14 protein-coding genes are annotated in these 17,609 nt (G+C 71.9%); all 14 read right to left on the reverse strand.

Annotation, left to right across the window (positions count from 1 at the left end; all coding sequences use genetic code 11):
* Positions 1–120 precede the first annotated feature (120 nt).
* The gene (locus tag ACZ4W5_RS36325; RefSeq protein WP_465659400.1) at positions 121–2,118 is read right to left on the reverse strand and encodes a 2-oxoacid:acceptor oxidoreductase subunit alpha; all 1,998 of its coding nucleotides are present in this window, start codon (positions 2,116–2,118) and stop codon (positions 121–123) included.
* A gap of 262 nt (positions 2,119–2,380) precedes the next feature.
* Entirely contained in the window at positions 2,381–3,043 is a 663-nt protein-coding gene (locus ACZ4W5_RS36330; RefSeq protein WP_360244863.1) for a response regulator transcription factor, read from the reverse strand.
* A 94-nt stretch (positions 3,044–3,137) separates the two neighbouring features.
* Positions 3,138–4,148: a polyprenyl synthetase family protein gene (locus ACZ4W5_RS36335; protein ID WP_402486788.1), complete on the reverse strand. Its 1,011-nt coding sequence runs from the start codon at positions 4,146–4,148 to the stop codon at positions 3,138–3,140.
* Between the two features lie 253 nt (positions 4,149–4,401).
* Positions 4,402–6,039 carry an NADH-quinone oxidoreductase subunit NuoN gene (nuoN, locus tag ACZ4W5_RS36340; protein WP_360244857.1) on the reverse strand — a complete coding sequence of 546 codons (1,638 nt, stop codon included), beginning with the start codon at positions 6,037–6,039 and terminating at the stop codon, positions 4,402–4,404.
* Entirely contained in the window at positions 6,036–7,655 is a 1,620-nt protein-coding gene (locus tag ACZ4W5_RS36345; RefSeq protein ID WP_360244854.1) for an NADH-quinone oxidoreductase subunit M, read from the reverse strand. The genes nuoN and ACZ4W5_RS36345 overlap by 4 nt, the downstream gene beginning before the upstream one ends.
* A 49-nt stretch (positions 7,656–7,704) precedes the next feature.
* Positions 7,705–9,600, reverse strand: a complete 1,896-nt coding sequence (nuoL, locus tag ACZ4W5_RS36350; protein ID WP_360244851.1) for an NADH-quinone oxidoreductase subunit L — start codon at positions 9,598–9,600, stop codon at positions 7,705–7,707.
* Positions 9,601–9,614: 14 nt separating this feature from the next.
* Complete coding sequence (gene nuoK, locus ACZ4W5_RS36355) at positions 9,615–9,914, reverse strand: NADH-quinone oxidoreductase subunit NuoK (RefSeq protein ID WP_360244848.1); 300 nt, start codon at positions 9,912–9,914, stop codon at positions 9,615–9,617.
* Positions 9,911–10,807: an NADH-quinone oxidoreductase subunit J gene (locus ACZ4W5_RS36360; protein WP_465659408.1), complete on the reverse strand. Its 897-nt coding sequence runs from the start codon at positions 10,805–10,807 to the stop codon at positions 9,911–9,913. Before ACZ4W5_RS36360 ends, nuoK begins: the two co-directional genes overlap by 4 nt.
* Positions 10,807–11,409, reverse strand: a complete 603-nt coding sequence (gene nuoI, locus ACZ4W5_RS36365) for an NADH-quinone oxidoreductase subunit NuoI (protein ID WP_360244842.1) — start codon at positions 11,407–11,409, stop codon at positions 10,807–10,809. The genes ACZ4W5_RS36360 and nuoI overlap by 1 nt, the downstream gene beginning before the upstream one ends.
* A gap of 6 nt (positions 11,410–11,415) precedes the next feature.
* Positions 11,416–12,756 carry an NADH-quinone oxidoreductase subunit NuoH gene (nuoH, locus tag ACZ4W5_RS36370; protein WP_360244839.1) on the reverse strand — a complete coding sequence of 447 codons (1,341 nt, stop codon included), beginning with the start codon at positions 12,754–12,756 and terminating at the stop codon, positions 11,416–11,418.
* Entirely contained in the window at positions 12,753–15,257 is a 2,505-nt protein-coding gene (locus ACZ4W5_RS36375; RefSeq protein ID WP_465659405.1) for an NADH-quinone oxidoreductase subunit G, read from the reverse strand. The genes nuoH and ACZ4W5_RS36375 overlap by 4 nt, the downstream gene beginning before the upstream one ends.
* A complete protein-coding gene (nuoF, locus tag ACZ4W5_RS36380) occupies positions 15,254–16,615 on the reverse strand; it encodes an NADH-quinone oxidoreductase subunit NuoF (RefSeq protein ID WP_465659407.1) in 1,362 nt (453 codons plus the stop codon). The genes ACZ4W5_RS36375 and nuoF overlap by 4 nt, the downstream gene beginning before the upstream one ends.
* Entirely contained in the window at positions 16,615–17,451 is an 837-nt protein-coding gene (gene nuoE, locus ACZ4W5_RS36385) for an NADH-quinone oxidoreductase subunit NuoE (protein ID WP_465659410.1), read from the reverse strand. Before nuoE ends, nuoF begins: the two co-directional genes overlap by 1 nt.
* A gap of 26 nt (positions 17,452–17,477) precedes the next feature.
* A partial coding sequence (locus ACZ4W5_RS36390; RefSeq protein WP_465659412.1) for an NADH-quinone oxidoreductase subunit D-related protein occupies positions 17,478–17,609 on the reverse strand: 132 nt, incomplete at its 5' end.

A 17,609-nucleotide genomic window follows, 5' to 3' on the forward strand; every position in this document is an offset into this window, starting at 1 on the left:
GGATCGCGTAGTCCCCGCAGCCCGGGCACCAGCGCACCTCCTGGTCGGTCTTGAAGTCCCGGGCGCTCTGCGGCCCGTCGGCCTTGGGCACCAGCTTCAAGGACGGGAACGGGTGCTCGCTCATCGGTGGTCCTCCTCGTCCAGGGTGCCGATCGCCGCCCACAGCACGTCCGCCAACTGCGCCGCCTTGAACGGCAGTCCGCGCACCTGGTTGTAGGACTCGGCGTCCACCAGGTACTTCGCCCGCAGCAGCAGGGCGAGCTGGCCCAGGTTCATCTCGGGCACGATGACCTTCTCGTAACTGCGCAGCACCGAGCCCAGGTTGGCCGGGAACGGGTTGAGGTTGCGCAGGTGCGCCTGGGCGACCTCGCCGCCGTCCGCGCGCACCCGGCGCACCGCCGCGGTGATCGGGCCGTAGGTCGAGCCCCAGCCGAGCACCAGCACCCGGGCGTCGCCGGTCGGGTCGTCGACCTCCACCGGCTTGACGGTGATCCCGTCGACCTTCGCCTGCCGGGTGCGGACCATCAGGTCGTGGTTGGCCGGGTCGTAGGAGATGTTCCCGGTGCCGTCCTGCTTCTCGATGCCGCCGATCCGGTGCTCCAGGCCCGGGGTGCCGGGCACCGCCCAGGGGCGGGCCAGGGTGTGCTGGTCCCGCAGGTACGGCCAGAAGGCGCCGTCCTCGCGGTTCGGGCCGGTCGCGAACTTCGGGTCGATCTCCGGCAGTTCGTCGACCTCCGGGATCCGCCAGGGCTCCGAGCCGTTCGCCAGGTAGCCGTCCGAGAGCAGGAACACCGGGGTGCGGTAGGTCACCGCGATCCGGGCCGCCTCCAGCGCCGCGTCGAAGCACTCGGCGGGGGTGGCCGGGGCGACGATCGGCACCGGCGCCTCGCCGTTGCGGCCGAACATCGCCTGCAGCAGGTCCGCCTGCTCGGTCTTGGTCGGCAGGCCGGTGGACGGGCCGCCGCGCTGGATGTCCACCACCAGCAGCGGCAGTTCCAGCGAGACCGCCAGGCCGATGGTCTCGGACTTGAGCGCCACGCCCGGCCCGGAGGTGGTGGTCACGCCGAGCGCCCCGCCGAAGGCCGCGCCGAGCGCGGCGCCGATGCCGGCGATCTCGTCCTCGGCCTGGAAGGTGCGCACCCCGAAGTCCTTGTGCCGGCTCAGCTCGTGCAGGATGTCCGAGGCCGGGGTGATCGGGTACGAGCCCAGGTACAGCGGCAGGCCGGAGCGCTGCGCGGCGGCGATCAGCCCGTAGGACAGCGCCAGGTTGCCGGAGATGTTGCGGTAGCGCCCGGCCGGGAGCTTGGCCGGCGGCACCTCGTAGGAGACCGCGAAGGACTCGGTGGTCTCGCCGAAGTTCCAGCCCGCCCGGAAGGCGCTGATGTTGGCCTCGGCGATCTGCGGCTTCTTGGCGAACTTGGCGCGCAGGAAGGACTCGGTGCCGTGGGTGGGCCGGTGGTACATCCAGGACAGCAGGCCCAGGGCGAACATGTTCTTCGCCCGCTCGGCGTCCTTGCGGGCCAGCCCGCTGTCCTTGAGCGCCTCCAGGGTCAGCGTGGTGAGCGGCACCCGGTGCAGGTGGAAGGCGTCCAGCGAGTCGTCGCCGAGCGGATCCGCCGCGTAGCCGACCTTGGCCAGCGCGCGCTTGGTGAACTCGTCGGTGTTGACGATGATCTCCGCGCCGCGCGGCAGGTCCGGCAGGTTCGCCTTCAAGGCCGCCGGGTTCATCGCCACCAGCACGTTCGGGGCGTCGCCCGGGGTGAGGATGTCGTGGTCGGCGAAGTGCAGCTGGAAGGACGAGACGCCGGGGAGGGTGCCGGCGGGGGCCCGGATCTCGGCCGGGAAGTTCGGCAGCGTGGAGAGGTCGTTGCCGAACGCGGCCGTCTCCGAGGTGAAGCGGTCACCGGTGAGCTGCATACCGTCACCGGAGTCCCCGGCGAACCGGATGATCACCCGGTCGAGTCTGCGAACGGGCTTGGGCCGCCTCACCGGTGGACTGCCCGGGGCGTGCGGGCCGGCTGGTCCGGCCGCTCCGGGGCGTCCGTCACCGCCGCCGGTACGACCCTCGTCGCCGCCCGATCCGTCCACTGCCTCCGACTGATCGACCTGACTGGTCACTGCCGCGGACCTCCTCGTGGACACACCACCGCGGGCGCGGCCCCGTGCCCCGTCCGCTTGGTGCACCGCTCGCATCCTATGCGCGGGCGCTCGAGCCCGGTTGGAACTCCCGCAGGATTCCCTCGGCCGCGCCGGTACCGCACTCAGGGACAACGCCCGGCCGCCGGAGATCATTCCGGGTACGGAGCAGCCGCCCCACGGCGGGCGCCCCGGACGGCCCCGGCCTCCGGTCGAGGCCAGCAGTCGAGGCCGGCGGTCGAGGTCAGGAGTTGAGGTAGGTCAGCACCGCGAGCACCCGGCGGTGGTCCTCCGCGCTCTGCGCCAGCCCCAGCTTGAGGAAGATGTTGCTGACGTGCTTCTCCACCGCCCCGTCGGAGACCACCAGCTGCTTGGCCACCGCGGCGTTGGTGCGCCCCTCGGCCATCAGGCCGAGCACCTCGCGCTCGCGCGGCGTGAGATTGGCCAGGACGTCGCCCTTGCGGCTGCGGCTGAGCAGCTGCTGCACCACCTCCGGGTCCAGCGCGGTGCCGCCCTCGGCGACCCGCACCACCGCGTCGGCGAACTCGCGCACCTCGGCGACCCGGTCCTTCAACAGGTAGCCGACGCCCCGGGTGGACCCGGCCAGCAGCTCGGAGGCGTAGCGCTCCTCCACGAACTGCGACAGCACCAGCACACCCAGCTGCGGGTAGCGCCCGCGCAGCTCCACGCAGGCGCGCAGGCCCTCGTCGGTGTGGGTCGGGGGCATCCGTACGTCCGAGACCACCACGTCCGGCAGGGCGTCGGCCGCCGCCAGGTCGTGGATCGTCTTCACCAGGGCGGCGCCGTCCCCGACCCCCGCCACGACCTCCAGGCCGCGGTCGGTGAGCAGCCTGGTCAGGCCTTCCCGGAGCAGTACGGAGTCCTCGGCGATGACGACGCGGCGCATGGCGACCTTCCGGGCAGGCGTGGGCTGACGGGTGCCAGTCTCCCCCATCCGCCCGCGCCCGTACGGGCTCGGGGTCCGATCCGCCCGGGGGCGGTCACATGGTGCGGATCGCCACCGCGTCGCAGAGCCCGTCCAGGGCGGCCTTCGCCGCGCAGTCCGGCAGCGGGGCCAGCAGCGCCCGGGCCTCCTCGGCGTGCCGCAGGGTCTCCCGGCGGGCCCGCTCCAGGGCGGGGTGGGCGCGCAGCAGGCGCAGCGCCTCGGCGTGCAGGTCGTCGTCGGAGAGGTCCTGGGTGAGCAGTTCGCGCAGCCGGGCGTCGGCCGGGTCGTCCGGGTCGGCGGGCATCTGCTCCAGCAGCAGGGTCGGCAGGGTCGGCACGCCCTCGCGCAGGTCGGTGCCGGGGGTCTTGCCGGACTCGTGGCCGTCGCTGGCGATGTCCAGCACGTCGTCCGCCAGCTGGAACGCGATGCCGATCCGCTCGCCGAACTCGCCCAGGGCCTCCACCACCCACGGCTCGGCACCGGCCACCAGCGCTCCTATCCGGCAGGAGACGGCGATCAGCGAGCCGGTCTTGCCCTCCAGTACGTCCAGGTAGTGCAGCAGCGGGTCGCCCTCGGGGCCGGGGCCGCGGGTCTCCAGGATCTGGCCCGTCACCAGCCGCTCGAAGGCCTCGGCCTGCATCCGCACCGCCTCCGGGCCGAGGTCGGCCAGCACCTGGGAGGCGCGGGAGAACAGGAAGTCGCCGGTGAGGATGGCCACCGAGTTGTCCCAGCGGGAGTTGGCGCTCTCCGCGCCGCGGCGCACCGGGGCCTCGTCCATCACGTCGTCGTGGTACAGCGTGGCCAGGTGGGTCAGCTCGACGACCACCGCGGCCGGCACCACACCGGGCGCCCCCGGGTCGCCGAACTGGGCGGCCAGCAGCAGGAGCAGCGGACGGAAGCGCTTGCCGCCGGCCTCCATCAGGTGGCTGGCGGTGACGGTGATGAAGGGGACGTCGCTCTTGACGGCCTCGGAGAGCGCCGCCTCCACCGCGTCCAGTCCGACCTGGACGTCCCGGGTCAGGTCGCGGTCCTGCACGCTGAGCCCGAAGGGTCCCACGACGGTCACGAAGACCACTCCTCTGTCCCTGGTCGATCTAGCGGCCTGGTCCCTGAGTGCCGCCGCTGGCCAATACAGGCAGGGTATCCGGTCGCGAGTGGATCACTGCACGGGCGTGCGGATCCCGTCATGACCGCGCCGGAAGCCCTGGTCAGGAGGCCTGCGCGGACGGAGCCGCGGTGGGGGCGAATTCGGCCGGAAATAACCGCCGGAGATCGGCCCGAGGATCCGGACCGATCTCCGACGAACCGACCGGCTCCGGTCAGTAGGCGAACAGCGAGGCCTTGGAGGCGAGGTCCAGGAAGTACTGCGGCAGCAGGCCCAGACCCAGCGTGACCAGTACCCCCACCCCGATCGCGGTCGCCGTGAAGGCGCTCGGGATCGCCACCGTCGGGCCTCCCGGCTGAGGGTCGGAGAAGAACATCAGCACGATCACCCGGATGTAGAAGAACGCGGCCACCGCCGAACTCAGCACACCGACGATCACCAGCGGTGTCGCCCCGCCGGCCGCCGCCGCCTGGAACACCGCGAACTTCCCGGTGAAGCCGGAGGTCAGCGGGATCCCGGCGAAGGCCAGCAGGAACAGCGCGAAGACCGCCGCCACCAGCGGCGAGCGCCGCCCCAGCCCCGCCCAGCTGGACAGGTGGGTCGCCTCCCCCTTGGAGTCGCGCACCAGGGTGACCACGGCGAAGGCCCCCAGCGTCACGAAGGAGTACGCCGCCAGGTAGAACAGCACCGAGGACAGGCCCTGCTTGTTGACCGCGATCACCCCGGTCAGGATGAACCCGGCGTGCGCGATCGAGGAGTACGCCAGCAGCCGCTTGACGTCCTGCTGGGTCACCGCCAGCACCGCGCCGACCACCATGGTCAGGATCGCCACGCCCCACAGCACCGGCCGCCAGTCCAGCCGCAGGCCCGGGAAGGCCACGTAGAACAGCCGCAGGAACGCCCCGAACGCGGCGACCTTGGTGGCCGCGGCCATGAAGCCGGTCACCGGGGTCGGCGCGCCCTGGTAGACGTCCGGGGTCCAGGAGTGGAACGGCACCGCGCCCACCTTGAACAGCAGGCCCACCGCCAGCATCGCCAGGCCGGTCAGCAGCAGCGCGTCGCTCTGGGTGCTGCTCAGCTGCGCCGGGGTGGTCATCGCCTTGCCGGAGATGACGTCCGCGATGTCGCCGAGCTTCACGCTGCCCGCGTAGCCGTACAGCAGCGCGGTGCCGAACAGGAAGAACGCCGAGGCGAAGGCGCCCAGCAGGAAGTACTTGACCGCCGCCTCCTGGGACAGCAGCCGACGGCGCCGGGCCAGCGCGCACAGCAGGTACAGCGGGAGGGAGAAGACCTCCAGCGCCACGAACATGGTCAGCAGGTCGTTGGCGGCCGGGAAGAGCAGCATCCCGCCGACCGCGAACAGGGTCAGCGGGAACACCTCGGTGGTCGCGAAGCCGGCCCGGACCGCGGCCCGCTCCTGCTCCCCGCCCGGGGTGGCGGACGCCTGGGCGGCGAAGGCGTCGGCAGGGAGGCCGCCGGCCTTGGGTTCCAGCTTCCGCTCCGCGTAGGTGAGCACCGCGACGACGGCGACCAGCAGGATCACGCCCTGGAGGAACAGCGCCGGGCCGTCCAGGGCGACCGACTCCATGGCCAGCAGGTCGACCCGCGGCGCGCCGTGGCCCTGCGTCGCCAGCACCACCACGGCGGCGAACGCGCCGGCCAGCGCGACCAGCGCCAGCGACACCTGGGTCCAGTGCCGCAGCCGGCGCGGGACGAAGGCCTCGACCAGGACGCCCGCCACGGCGGCCCCGAAGACCACCAGCATCGGGGAGAGTTGGCCGTACTCGATGTGCGGCGCCGGGATGCTGGGGGTGTTGCCGCCGGCGGCGGCGAGCACTGCGGTGGCACTCACTTCTGCTCACCTCCTGAGGTGGCGGCGACCGGGTGGGCCGGCGCCGGATCGGTCCGGTGGACCTGCGAGAGCGTCGCGTCCACCGAGGGGTTCACCAGGTCGGTGAGCGGCTTCGGGTACACGCCGAGCAGGATCGTCAGCGCCACCAGCGGTGCCACCACGGCCAGTTCGCGGACCTTGAGGTCGGGCATCGCGCGCACGCCCTCCTTCACCGGGCCGGTCATGGTGCGCTGGTACAGCAGCAGGGCGTACAGCGCGGCCAGCACGATGCCGAGGGTGGCCACCACGCCGATCGCCGGGTAGCGGGTGAAGGTGCCCACCAGCACCAGGAACTCGCTGACGAACGGGGCCAGCCCCGGCAGCGACAGGGTCGCCAGGCTGCCGATCAGGAAGGTCCCGGCGAGCACCGGGGCGACCTTCTGCACGCCGCCGTAGTCGGCGATCAGCCGCGAGCCGCGGCGCGAGATCAGGAAGCCGGCCACCAGCATCCACGCGGCGGTGGAGAGGCCGTGGTTGACCATGTAGAGGGTCGCGCCACTCTGGCCCTGGCTGGTCATCGCGAAGACGCCCATGATGATGAAGCCGAAGTGCGAGATCGAGGCGTAGGCGACCAGCCGCTTGATGTCCTTCTGGCCGACCGCCAGCAGCGCGCCGTAGACGATCCCGATCAGCGACAGCACCAGGATCGCCGGGGCGAAGGTCTTCGAGGCGTCCGGGAACAGCCCGAGGCAGAAGCGCAGCATCGCGAAGGTGCCGACCTTGTCCACCACCGCGGTGATCAGCACCGCGGTGCCGGCCGTCGCCTCGCCCATCGCGTTCGGCAGCCAGGTGTGCAGCGGCCACAGCGGGGCCTTCACCGCGAAGGCGAAGAAGAAGCCGAGGAACAGCGCGTTCTGCGCCGTCCCGGACAGCTTGAGGCTGCCGTCGGCGATCGCCCCGGTGAGGGTCGGCAGGTCGAAGGTGCCGAGGCCCTGGTCCTGGGCGATCACGTACAGCCCGATCACCGCGGCCAGCATCACCAGGCCGCCGAGCAGGTTGTACAGCAGGAACTTGACGGCCGCGTAGGAGCGCTGGCGCGCCGACTCCGGGCCGCCGGCCCGGTCGCCGAAGCCGCCGATCAGGAAGTACATCGGGATCAGCATGGCTTCGAAGAACACGTAGAACAGGAAGACGTCGGTGGCGTAGAAGGACACCACCACCATCGCCTCCACCGCCAGGATCAGGGCGAAGAAGGCCTGGGTGCGCCGCTTGTTCTCGAAGCTGCCGTCGGGACCCGGCGCGGCCGGGTCCGCGTCGTGCCAGGAGGCCAGCATCACCATCGGCACCAGGACGGCCGTCAGCAGGGCCAGCACCGCGCCGATGCCGTCCACGCCGAGCGAGAAGGTGATGCCGAAGGAGCGGATCCAGCTGTAGGACTCGGTCAGCTGGAACCGGGCGCCGTGCGGGTCGAAGCGCAGCGCCACCAGGGCGGCCAGCACCAGGGTCACCCCGGACACGGCCAGCGCGACGGTCTTGACGGTGCGACGCCGGGCCTCGTTCGTCCCGGCGGGCAGCGCGGCGGTCAGCACCGCGCCGGCCGCCGGGACGACGCAGGTGGTGGTCAGCAGGACGCTCACGACCACACCTCCCGACGCGATTCCCCGCCGAGCGGGCGAGTAACTGTCATCACACGGACCTCATCAGGAGAGTCGAGGCGACCAGCACCAGCGTGCCGCCGAACATGGAGAGCGCGTACGAGCGGACGAAGCCGTTCTGGACCCGCCGCAGCCGGCCGGACAGGCCCCCGACGAGGGCGGCCAGGCCGTTGACGAAACCGTCCAGGCCGCGGCTGTCGAAGTAGACCAGGGTCGCGGCCAGCGCCGAGCCCGGGCGCACCAGCACCGCGTGGTTGAAGTCGTCCTGCAGCAGGTCGCGGCGGGCCGCCCGGGTGAGCGGGGAGCCGACCGGCGGCACCACCGGGACGGGCGAGCGCCCGTACATCAGGTACGCCAGGCCCACGCCGGCCAGCATGCAGGCCGTGGTCAGCCCGGTGACCGTCCAGGAGCCGAGCGGCGGGTTGCCCTCGCTGTGGCCGGTGACCGGCTCCAGCCACTTCAGGAAGGAGTCGTGCAGGACGAACAGCCCGCCGGCGAAGACCGAGCCGAAGGCCAGCAGGACCATCGGTACGACCATGGTCCGCGGCGACTCGTGCGGGTGCGGGAGGTTGCCCTCGGCGTCCGGCTGCCAGCGCTGCTCGCCGAAGAAGGTCAGCAGCATCACCCGGGTCATGTAGAACGCGGTGACGGCCGCGCCGACCAGTGCGCACAGGCCGAGGATCCAGCCCTCGGTGCCGCCCTTGGCGAAGGCCGCCTCGATGATCTTGTCCTTGGAGAAGAAGCCGGACAGCCCGGGGAAGCCGATGATGGCGAGGTAGCCCAGGCCGAAGGTGGCGAAGGTCCACGGCATCTTCCGCCACAGGCCGCCGTAGTGGCGCATGTTCACCTCGTCGTCCATGCCGTGCATGACCGACCCGGCGCCGAGGAACAGCCCGGCCTTGAAGAAGCCGTGGGTCACCAGGTGCATGATCGCGAAGACGTAGCCGATCGGGCCCAGTCCGGCCGCCAGGATCATGTAGCCGATCTGCGACATGGTCGAACCGGCCAGCGCCTTCTTGATGTCGTCCTTGGCGCAACCGACGATCGCACCGAACAGCAGCGTCACCGCGCCGACCACCACCACGGCGGTCTGGGCGTCCGGCGCCAGGTCGAAGATCGCCGAGGACCGGGTGATCAGGTAGACCCCGGCGGTCACCATGGTGGCCGCGTGGATCAGGGCCGAGACCGGGGTCGGGCCCTCCATCGCGTCCCCCAGCCAGGACTGCAGCGGCACCTGCGCCGACTTGCCGCACGCGGCCAGCAGCAGCATCAGGCCGATCGCCGTCAGCCTGCCCTCGCTCGCCCCGTGCGCCCCGTCGAAGACCGGTGTGAAGGCGAAGGAGCCGAACTCGGCGAACATCAGCATGATCGCGATCGACAGGCCCATGTCGCCGACCCGGTTGACCAGGAACGCCTTCTTCGCCGCCGTCGCCGCGCTCGGCTTGTGCTGCCAGAAGCCGATCAGCAGGTACGAGGCCAGGCCCACGCCCTCCCAACCGAAGTACAGCAGCAGGTAGTTGTCCGCCAGCACCAGCAGCAGCATGGCGGCCAGGAACAGGTTCAGATAGGCGAAGAACCGGCGCCGGCGCTCGTCGTGCGCCATGTAGCCCACCGAGTACAGGTGGATCAGCGTGCCCACCCCGGTGATCAACAGCACGAAGGTCAGCGACAACTGGTCGAGCCGGAACGAGACGTCGGCCTGGAAGGCGTTCACCGGCACCCAGGTGAACAGGTGCTTCGTCACCGCCCGGTGCTCGGCGTCCCGGCCCAGCATGTCCGAGAACAGGGCCAGGCCGAAGCCGAACGAGAGCGCGGCGAGCGCGGTGGCCAGCCAGTGGCCGAAGCGGTCGAAGGCCCGACCGCCCAGGAGCAGCAGGGCGGCACCGGCCAGCGGAGCCGCCACCAGCAGCGGAATGAGAGAGTTCACCGAAGGCCCTCCGCCTACAGCTTCATCAGATTGCTGTCGTCGACCGAAGCGGAGTGCCTGGTCCGGAAGATGGAGACGATGATGGCGAGGCCGACCACGACCTCGGCCGCCGCGACCACCATCGTGAAGAACGCGATGATCTGGCCGTCCAGGGTCCCGTGCAGCCGGGAGAACGTCACCAGGGCCAGGTTCGAGGCGTTCAGCATCAGCTCGACGCACATGAACAGCACGACCGCGTTCCGCCGGATCAACACCCCGGACGCGCCGATGGTGAACAACAGGGCCGACAGATAAAGGTAGTTGACCGGATTCACCGCTCCCCCTCCCCGGTCTCGTGCTCCTCGGCCCGGTGGCCCGGGACCGGCTCCAAGGACCTGCGCGGAGCCGCCGCCACCGGCCGCTCCGAGGGCGGCCGGCCCAGCCAGTCCGCCGTGCTGTTCTCCAGCTCCGCCATCCGCCGCAGCATGTCCTGGCTGACGTCCCGGACCTGGCCGCGCTCGCGCAGCGTCGCCATCACCGAGTCCTCCGCGATCGTGCCGTCCGGCAGCAGCCCCGGCACGTCCACCGCGTTGTGCCGGGCGTACACGCCCGGCGCCGGCAGCGGCGGCACCTGGATGTTGTCCCGCACCCGCTGCTCCGCCAGCTCCCGCTGGGTCTTCGGCGCCGTCACGTGCTCCCGGTGGGTCAGCACCATCGCGCCGATCGCCGCGGTGATCAGCAGCGCGCCGGTGACCTCGAAGGCCCACACGTAGCGGGTGAAGATCAGCCGGGCCAGGCCCGGCACATTGCCCTCGGCGTTCGCCTCGGCCAGCCCGGTGAAGTGGTTCAGCTTCGCGTTCGCGATGCCCGCGATCAGCAGCACCCCGAAGCCCAGCCCGCACAGCACCGCCGCGAACCGCTGGCCCTTCAACTGCTCCTTCAGAGAGTCCTCGCTGGTCACGCCGACCAGCATCACCACGAACAGGAACAGCATCATGATCGCGCCGGTGTACACCACGATCTGCACCACGCCCAGGAACACCGCGCCCTGGGCCATGTAACAGACCGCCAGCGCCAGCATGGTCGCCGCCAGGCACAGCGCGCTGTGCACCGCCTTGCGCATCAGCAGCATGCCCAGCGCGCCACCGACCGCGATCACCGCGAGCACCCAGAACTGGACGGCCTCACCCGTGGAGGTCGTCCCGCTCGCCGCCGCCAGCTGTGCGATCACTGCCGCACCTCCTTCTCCCGGTCGGTGCGCTCCTGCTGGACCGTCCCCGGCGCCGCCCCGGTGACCTCGCCCCGGTAGTACGCACCCTCGTCGGCGCCCGGGAAGATCGCGTGCGGGGTGTCGACCATGTCCTCCGACAGGCCCACCAGCAGCTGCTCCTTGGTGAAGATCAGGTCCTTGCGGGAGGAGTCCGCCAGCTCGTACTCGTTGGTCATGGTCAGTGCCCGGGTCGGACAGGCCTCGATGCACAGCCCGCACAGGATGCAGCGGGCGTAGTTGATCTGGTAGACCGCGCCGTAGCGCTCACCCGGCGAGTAGCGCTCCTCGTCCCGGTTGTCCGCGCCCTCCACGTAGATCGCGTCGGCCGGGCAGGCCCACGCGCACAGCTCGCAGCCGACGCACTTCTCCAGCCCGTCCGGATGCCGGTTCAGCTGGTGGCGGCCGTGGAAACGCGGCGCCGTGGGCTTCTTCTGCTCCGGGTACTGCTCGGTCAGCCGCTTCTTGAACATGGCCTTGAAGGTCACGCCGAAACCGGCGGCCGGACCGAGCACCGACGGCCGGTCGGCCCGCTCGGGCCGGCCCGTCTGGTCGGACGACATCGCGGATCAGCTCCCTTCGGAATGGTCGGCCCCGTTGAGGGCGTCCTGGAGTTGCTTCGGGGCCCGGCCCGGCCGGCGCGGCACCGGCGGCAGCACCTGCCCGGGCAGCGGCGGCACCGGGTACCCACCCGCCATCGGATCGAACTCGCCCCGCCCGGGGGCCTCCTGCTCCTCCCCGGGCTCCTTCTCCTTCCGCAGGAAGTCCCGGACCAGCGCCAGCAGCAGGATCACGCCGACCGGCGCGCCCACGTACAGCACCACCTGGCCGAAGCCGTACCCCTCGTTGCGCAGCGCCCGCACGCTCGCGATCAGCACCAGCCACACCAGCGAGACCGGGATCAGGACCTTCCAGCCCAGCTTCATGAACTGGTCGTAGCGCAACCGCGGCAGCGTGCCGCGCAGCCAGATGAAGAAGAACAGCAGCAGCTGGATCTTCAAGGTGATCCACAGCATCGGCCACCAGCCGTGGTTGGCGCCCTCCCAGAAGGCCGACACCGGCCACGGGGCCCGCCAGCCGCCCAGGAACAGGGTTGACGCCACCGCCGAGACCGTCACCATGTTGACGTACTCGGCCAGCATGAACATCGCGAACTTCAACGAGGAGTACTCGGTGTTGAAACCGCCCACCAGCTCGCCCTCGGCCTCCGGCAGGTCGAACGGCGCCCGGTTGGTCTCCCCGACCATCGCGATGATGTACACGATGAACGACACCGGCAGCAGCACCGCGAACCACTTCGGCTGCTGGTGCGCCACGATCTCCGAGGTCGACATCGACCCCGAGTAGACGAACACCGCCGCGAAGGACAGGCCCATCGCGATCTCGTAGCTGATCATCTGCGCGGCCGACCGCAACCCGCCCAGCAGCGGGTACGTCGAACCGGAGGACCAACCGGCCAGCACGATCCCGTAGATGCCGATCGAGGCGGTGGCCAGGATGTAGAGCAGCGCCACCGGGAAGTCCGTCAGCTGCAGCGGCGTCCGGGTGCCGAAGACCGACACCTCCTCGCCGGCCGGGCCGAACGGGATCACCGCGAAGGCCATGAACGCCGGGATCGCGCAGACGATCGGGGCCAGGACGTAGACCACCTTGTCCGCGCCCTTGACGACCAGGTCCTCCTTGAGCGCCAGCTTCACGCCGTCCGCCAGCGACTGCAGCAGACCCCACGGCCCGTGCCGGTTCGGCCCGATGCGCAACTGCATCCAGGCCACCACCTTGCGCTCCCAGACGATCGCCACCAGCACCGTCAGCACCAGGAAGGCGAAGCAGAACACCGCCTTCAACAGCACCAGCCACCAAGGGTCCTGGCCGAAGAAGTGGAGCGTCTCGTACGGCTGCGGAGTCGTCATCGGACCTCCCCTTCCCGGGCCCCGCCCTCGACGGCGACCGGCGCGAGCTCGGCCGCGGCGATCGTCACCAGATGGCCGACGGTGGTGCCGAGCGCGCGGTACGCGCCGCCCGGCGTGGAGTTGAGCGGGATCCAGACCGTCCGGTCCGGGACCGAGTCGGTCACCTCCAGCGGCAGGACCAGCGAACCCGCCGGACCGGTCAGCCGCAGCGCACCGGTGGCGTCCGCGCCGACCTCCTTCGCCGTCGCCGACGACACCCGGGCCACCGCCCGGTGCCGCGTCCCCGCCAGGTGCGGATCCCCGTCCTGCAAGGAGCCCTCGTCCAGCAGCAGCCGCCAACCCGCCAGCACCGCCTGGCCGGTGGCCGGACGCGGCAGCACACCCGGGTGCGCCGCCGGATCCGCCGCGCGGTCACCCCGCCACGGCCCGAAGCGGTCCAGCTCCAACCGGGCCGCCCGCACGTCCGCCAGGCCCAGCCGGTGCCCCAGCGCGTCCGCCAGCATCGCCAGCACCCGCAGGTCCGACTGGAGATGGCGGCCCATCTGCTGGTCCGGCTTGAGCGCGGCCTCGAACATCCGCACCCGGCCCTCCCAGTCCAGGAACGTGCCCGCCTTCTCCGCCACCGCCGCCACCGGCAGCACCACGTCGGCCCGCTCGGTCACCGCCGACGGCCGCAGCTCCAGCGACACCACGAACGGCACCGCCGCCAGGGCCTCCCCGGCCAGCGCCGGATCCGGCAGGTCGTCCGGATCCACCCCGCCGACCAGCAGCGCGTCCAGATCGCCCTGCGCCGCCGCGGCCAGGATCTGGCCGGTGTCCCGGCCCGGACGCGACGGCAGCTCCGCCACCCCCCACACCGCGGCCGCCTGCGCCCGCGCCGCCTCGGCCGCCACCGGACGGCCGCCCGGCAGCAGACCCGGCAGCGCACCCGCCTCCACCGCCCCGCGCTCCCCGGCCCGACGTGGCACCCAGGCCAGCGCCGCCCCGGTCGCGTGCGCCAGCCGCAGCACCGCCGTCAACGCGCCCGGCACCGACGCCAGCCGCTCACCCGCCAGGATCACCGCACCCGGCCGGCGCAACAGCTCGGCCGCCTGCCCGGCCTCGTCGTTCAACGGCTCGTCCGCCGCCAGCGCCGCGAACCACTCCGGCTCCGTCCCCGGCGCCGCCGGCAGCAGCGCACCGCGCAGCTTCGCCAGCCCCCGGGAGGCGAACGACGCCACCGAGAACACCTTGACGCCGCCGCTCCGGGAGGCCTTGCGCAGCCGCAGGAAGACGATCGGCGACTCCTCCTCCGGCTCGAACCCGGCCAGCAGCACCGCCGGAGCCTGCTCCAACCGCGCGTAGTCGACGCCCGAACCGTCCACGTCCACCCCGCGCCCGGCGACCGCCGCGGCCAGGAAGTCCGCCTCCTCACCGCTGTGCGGGCGGGCCCGGAAGTCCACGTCGTTGGTGCCCAGCACCACCCGGGCGAACTTCGCGTACGCGTACGCGTCCTCCACCGTCACCCGGCCACCCGCCAGCACACCCGTACGGGCCCCGCGCAGGCCCTCGGCGGCCCGCTGCAACGCCTCCGGCCAGGAGGCCGGCACCAGCTCGCCGTCCACCCGCACCAGCGGGGTCGTCAACCGGTCCCGCTGCTGGGCGTAGCGGAACGCGAAACGGCCCTTGTCGCAGTTCCACTCCTCGTTCACCGCCGGGTCCTCGCCCGCCAGCCGGCGCAGCACCTTGCCCCGCCGGTGATCGGTGCGCTGCGCGCAACCCGCCGAGCAGTGCTCGCACACGCTCGGCGAGGACACCAGGTCGAACGGGCGCGAGCGGAAACGATAAGCCGCCGAGGTCAGCGCACCCACCGGACAGATCTGGATGGTGTTCCCGGAGAAGTACGACTCGAAGGCGTCCCCCTCCCCCGTGCCCACCTGCTGCAGCGCCCCGCGCTCCACCAGGTCGATGAACGGGTCCCCGGCGATCTGCTGCGAGAACCGGGTGCAGCGCGCGCACAGCACGCAGCGCTCCCGGTCCAGCAGCACCTGGCTGCTGATCGGCAGCGGCTTCGGGTAGGTGCGCTTCATCCCCTCGAACCGGGAGTCCGCCGCGCCGCTGCTCATCGCCTGGTTCTGCAACGGGCACTCGCCGCCCTTGTCGCAGACCGGGCAGTCCAGCGGGTGGTTGATCAGCAGCAGCTCCATCACGCCGCGCTGCGCCTTCTCGGCCACCGGCGAAGTCAGCTGGGTGCGCACCACCATGCCCTCGGCGACCGGGATGGTGCAGGAGGCGACCGGCTTGCGCTGGCCCTCGACCTCCACGATGCACTGCCGGCAGGCGCCGGCCGGATCCAGCAGCGGATGGTCGCAGAAGCGCGGGATCTGGGTGCCGATGGTCTCGGCGGCCCGGATCACCAAGGTGCCCTTGGGGACCTTCACTTCGACGCCGTCGATGGTGAGCGTGACCAGTTCGACGGCGGCTCCGTCGTTCGTGGAGGCGGCCGGCTCGGTGATCGTCACGCGTGCACCTCCCTCTCGGTGGCGGACTGGTGGCCGGGGCGGGGGCCGTCGGCCCAGACGGTGGAGGCGGCCGGGTCGAACAGGCAGCGGCGCTCGGCCAGGTGCTGCTCGTACTCGGCCCGGAAGTGCTGGAGCGAGGAGACGATCGGGCTCGCCGCGCCGTCGCCCAGCGCGCAGAAGGACTTGCCGTTGATGTTGTCGGCGATGTCGAGGAGCTTCTCCAGGTCCCCGTCGACGCCCTGGCCCGCCTCGATCCGCTTCAACAGCTGGACCAGCCAGTAGGTGCCCTCCCGGCAGGGGGTGCACTTGCCGCAGGACTCGTGGGCGTAGAACTCCGTCCAGCGGGTCACCGCCCGCACCACGCAGGTGGTCTCGTCGAAGACCTGCAGCGCCTTGGTGCCGAGCATCGAACCCGCCGCGCCGACGCCCTCGTAGTCCAGCGGGACGTCGAGGTGCTCGTCGGTGAACATCGGGGTCGAGGAGCCGCCCGGGGTCCAGAACTTCAACCGGTGCCCGGCCCGGACACCGCCGGAGAGGTCCAGCAGCTGGCGCAGCGTGATGCCGAGCGGGGCCTCGTACTGGCCGGGGTTGGTGACGTGGCCGGACAGCGAGTACAGCGTGAAGCCCGGGGACTTCTCGGTGCCCAGGCTCTTGAACCACTCCTTGCCGCGGGCCAGGATCGGCGGCACCGAGGCGATCGACTCGACGTTGTTGACCACCGTCGGGCAGGCGTACAGGCCGGCGATCGCCGGGAACGGCGGGCGCAGCCTCGGCTGACCGCGGCGGCCCTCCAGCGAGTCCAGCAGGGCCGTCTCCTCGCCGCAGATGTAGGCGCCGGCGCCGGCGTGGACGGTGATGTCCAGGTTCACGCCGGAGCCGAGGATGTCCCGGCCGAGCAGTCCCGCCGCGTACGCCTCGGCGACCGCGGCGTGCAGGCGGCGCAGCACCGGGACGACCTCGCCGCGCAGGTAGACGAAGGCGTGGTCGCAGCGGATCGCGTAGGAGGCGATGATCATGCCCTCGATGAGGGAGTGCGGGTTGGCGAACAGCAGCGGGATGTCCTTGCAGGTGCCCGGCTCGGACTCGTCCGCGTTGACCACCAGGTAGTGCGGCTTGCCGTCGTTCTGCGGGATGAACTGCCACTTCATCCCGGTGGGGAAGCCGGCGCCGCCGCGGCCGCGCAGACCGGAGTCCTTGACCAGGGCGATCACGTCGTCCGGGGGCATCGCGAGGGCCGCCTTGAGGCCCTCGTAGCCCTGGTGGCGGCGGTAGGTGGCGAGGGTCCAGGGGCGGCTGTCGTCCCAGGGGTCCGACAGGACGGGGGTGAGCAGCTTCTCGGCCGGCTCGGCGGAGGTCATCACGCTTCGGTCCCTTCCTGGCCGGCGGCCTTGCCTTCGTGGCCCGGCTCCTCGGGGCGCGAGGCCTCGGGGCGGGGCTCCTCGGGGCGGGGGGCCTCGGGGCGGGGGGCCTCGGGGCGGGGCTCCTCGGGGCGGGGGGCCTCGTGGCGGGGGGAGACCACCTTGGTGCCGCCGGTGCCCGGCAGGGCCTCGCCGCGTGCCAGCCGCAGCCCGGCCAGCGAGGGGGCGCCGCCGGCACCCGACTCGTCGTTGGCGCCCGGGCGCTCGTCCGGGAAGCCGGCCAGGATCCGGGCGGTCTCCTTGAAGTCGCACAGCCGGGCGCCGCGGGTGGGCCGCACCTCGCGGCCGGCCCGCAGGTCGTCGACCAGCCGGCGGGCGCTCTGCGGGGTCTGGTCGTCGAAGAACTCCCAGTTGACCATCACCACGGGGGCGTAGTCGCAGGCGGCGTTGCACTCGATGTGCTCGATCGAGATCGCGCCGTCCTCGGTGGTCTCGTTGTTGCCGATGCCCAGGTGCTCCTGGAGGTCGGCGAAGATCCGGTCCCCGCCGAGCACCGCGCACAGGGTGTTGGTGCAGACCCCGACGTGGTACTTCCCGGCCGGGCGCCGCCGGTACATCGTGTAGAAGGTGGCGACGGCGGTCACCTCGGCCGTGGTGAGCTCCAACTGCTCGGCGCAGAACCGGATCCCGGTCGCGCTGACGAAGCCCTCCTCGGCCTGCACCAGGTGCAGCAGCGGCAGCAGCGCCGAGCGGGCCTGCGGGTAGCGGCCGATCAGCTCGGCGGCGTCGGCGGCCAGCCGGGTGCGCACCTCCTCCGGGTACGGCGGGGCCGGCATCGCCGGCAGTCCCAGTTCGACGTCGGTCACCGGTCCACGCCTCCCATCACCGGGTCGATCCCGGCCACCGCGACGATCACGTCGGCGACCTGGCCGCCCTCGCACATCGCCGCCATCGTCTGCAGATTGGTGAACGACGGGTCCCGGAAGTGCACCCG

It is taken from the genome of Kitasatospora sp. NPDC029367 (genome assembly GCF_055569135.1).

Bases quoted from the DNA above. Each gene is read 5' to 3' on its own strand.
- ACZ4W5_RS36330 (WP_360244863.1), bottom strand. From the start codon at position 3,043: ATGCGCCGCGTCGTCATCGCCGAGGACTCCGTACTGCTCCGGGAAGGC.
- nuoI (WP_360244842.1), bottom strand. From the start codon at position 11,409: ATGTCGTCCGACCAGACGGGCCGGCCCGAGCGGGCCGACCGGCCGTCG.
- nuoH (WP_360244839.1), bottom strand. From the start codon at position 12,756: ATGACGACTCCGCAGCCGTACGAGACGCTCCACTTCTTCGGCCAGGAC.
- nuoF (WP_465659407.1), bottom strand. From the start codon at position 16,615: ATGACCTCCGCCGAGCCGGCCGAGAAGCTGCTCACCCCCGTCCTGTCG.
- nuoE (WP_465659410.1), bottom strand. From the start codon at position 17,451: ATGCCGGCCCCGCCGTACCCGGAGGAGGTGCGCACCCGGCTGGCCGCC.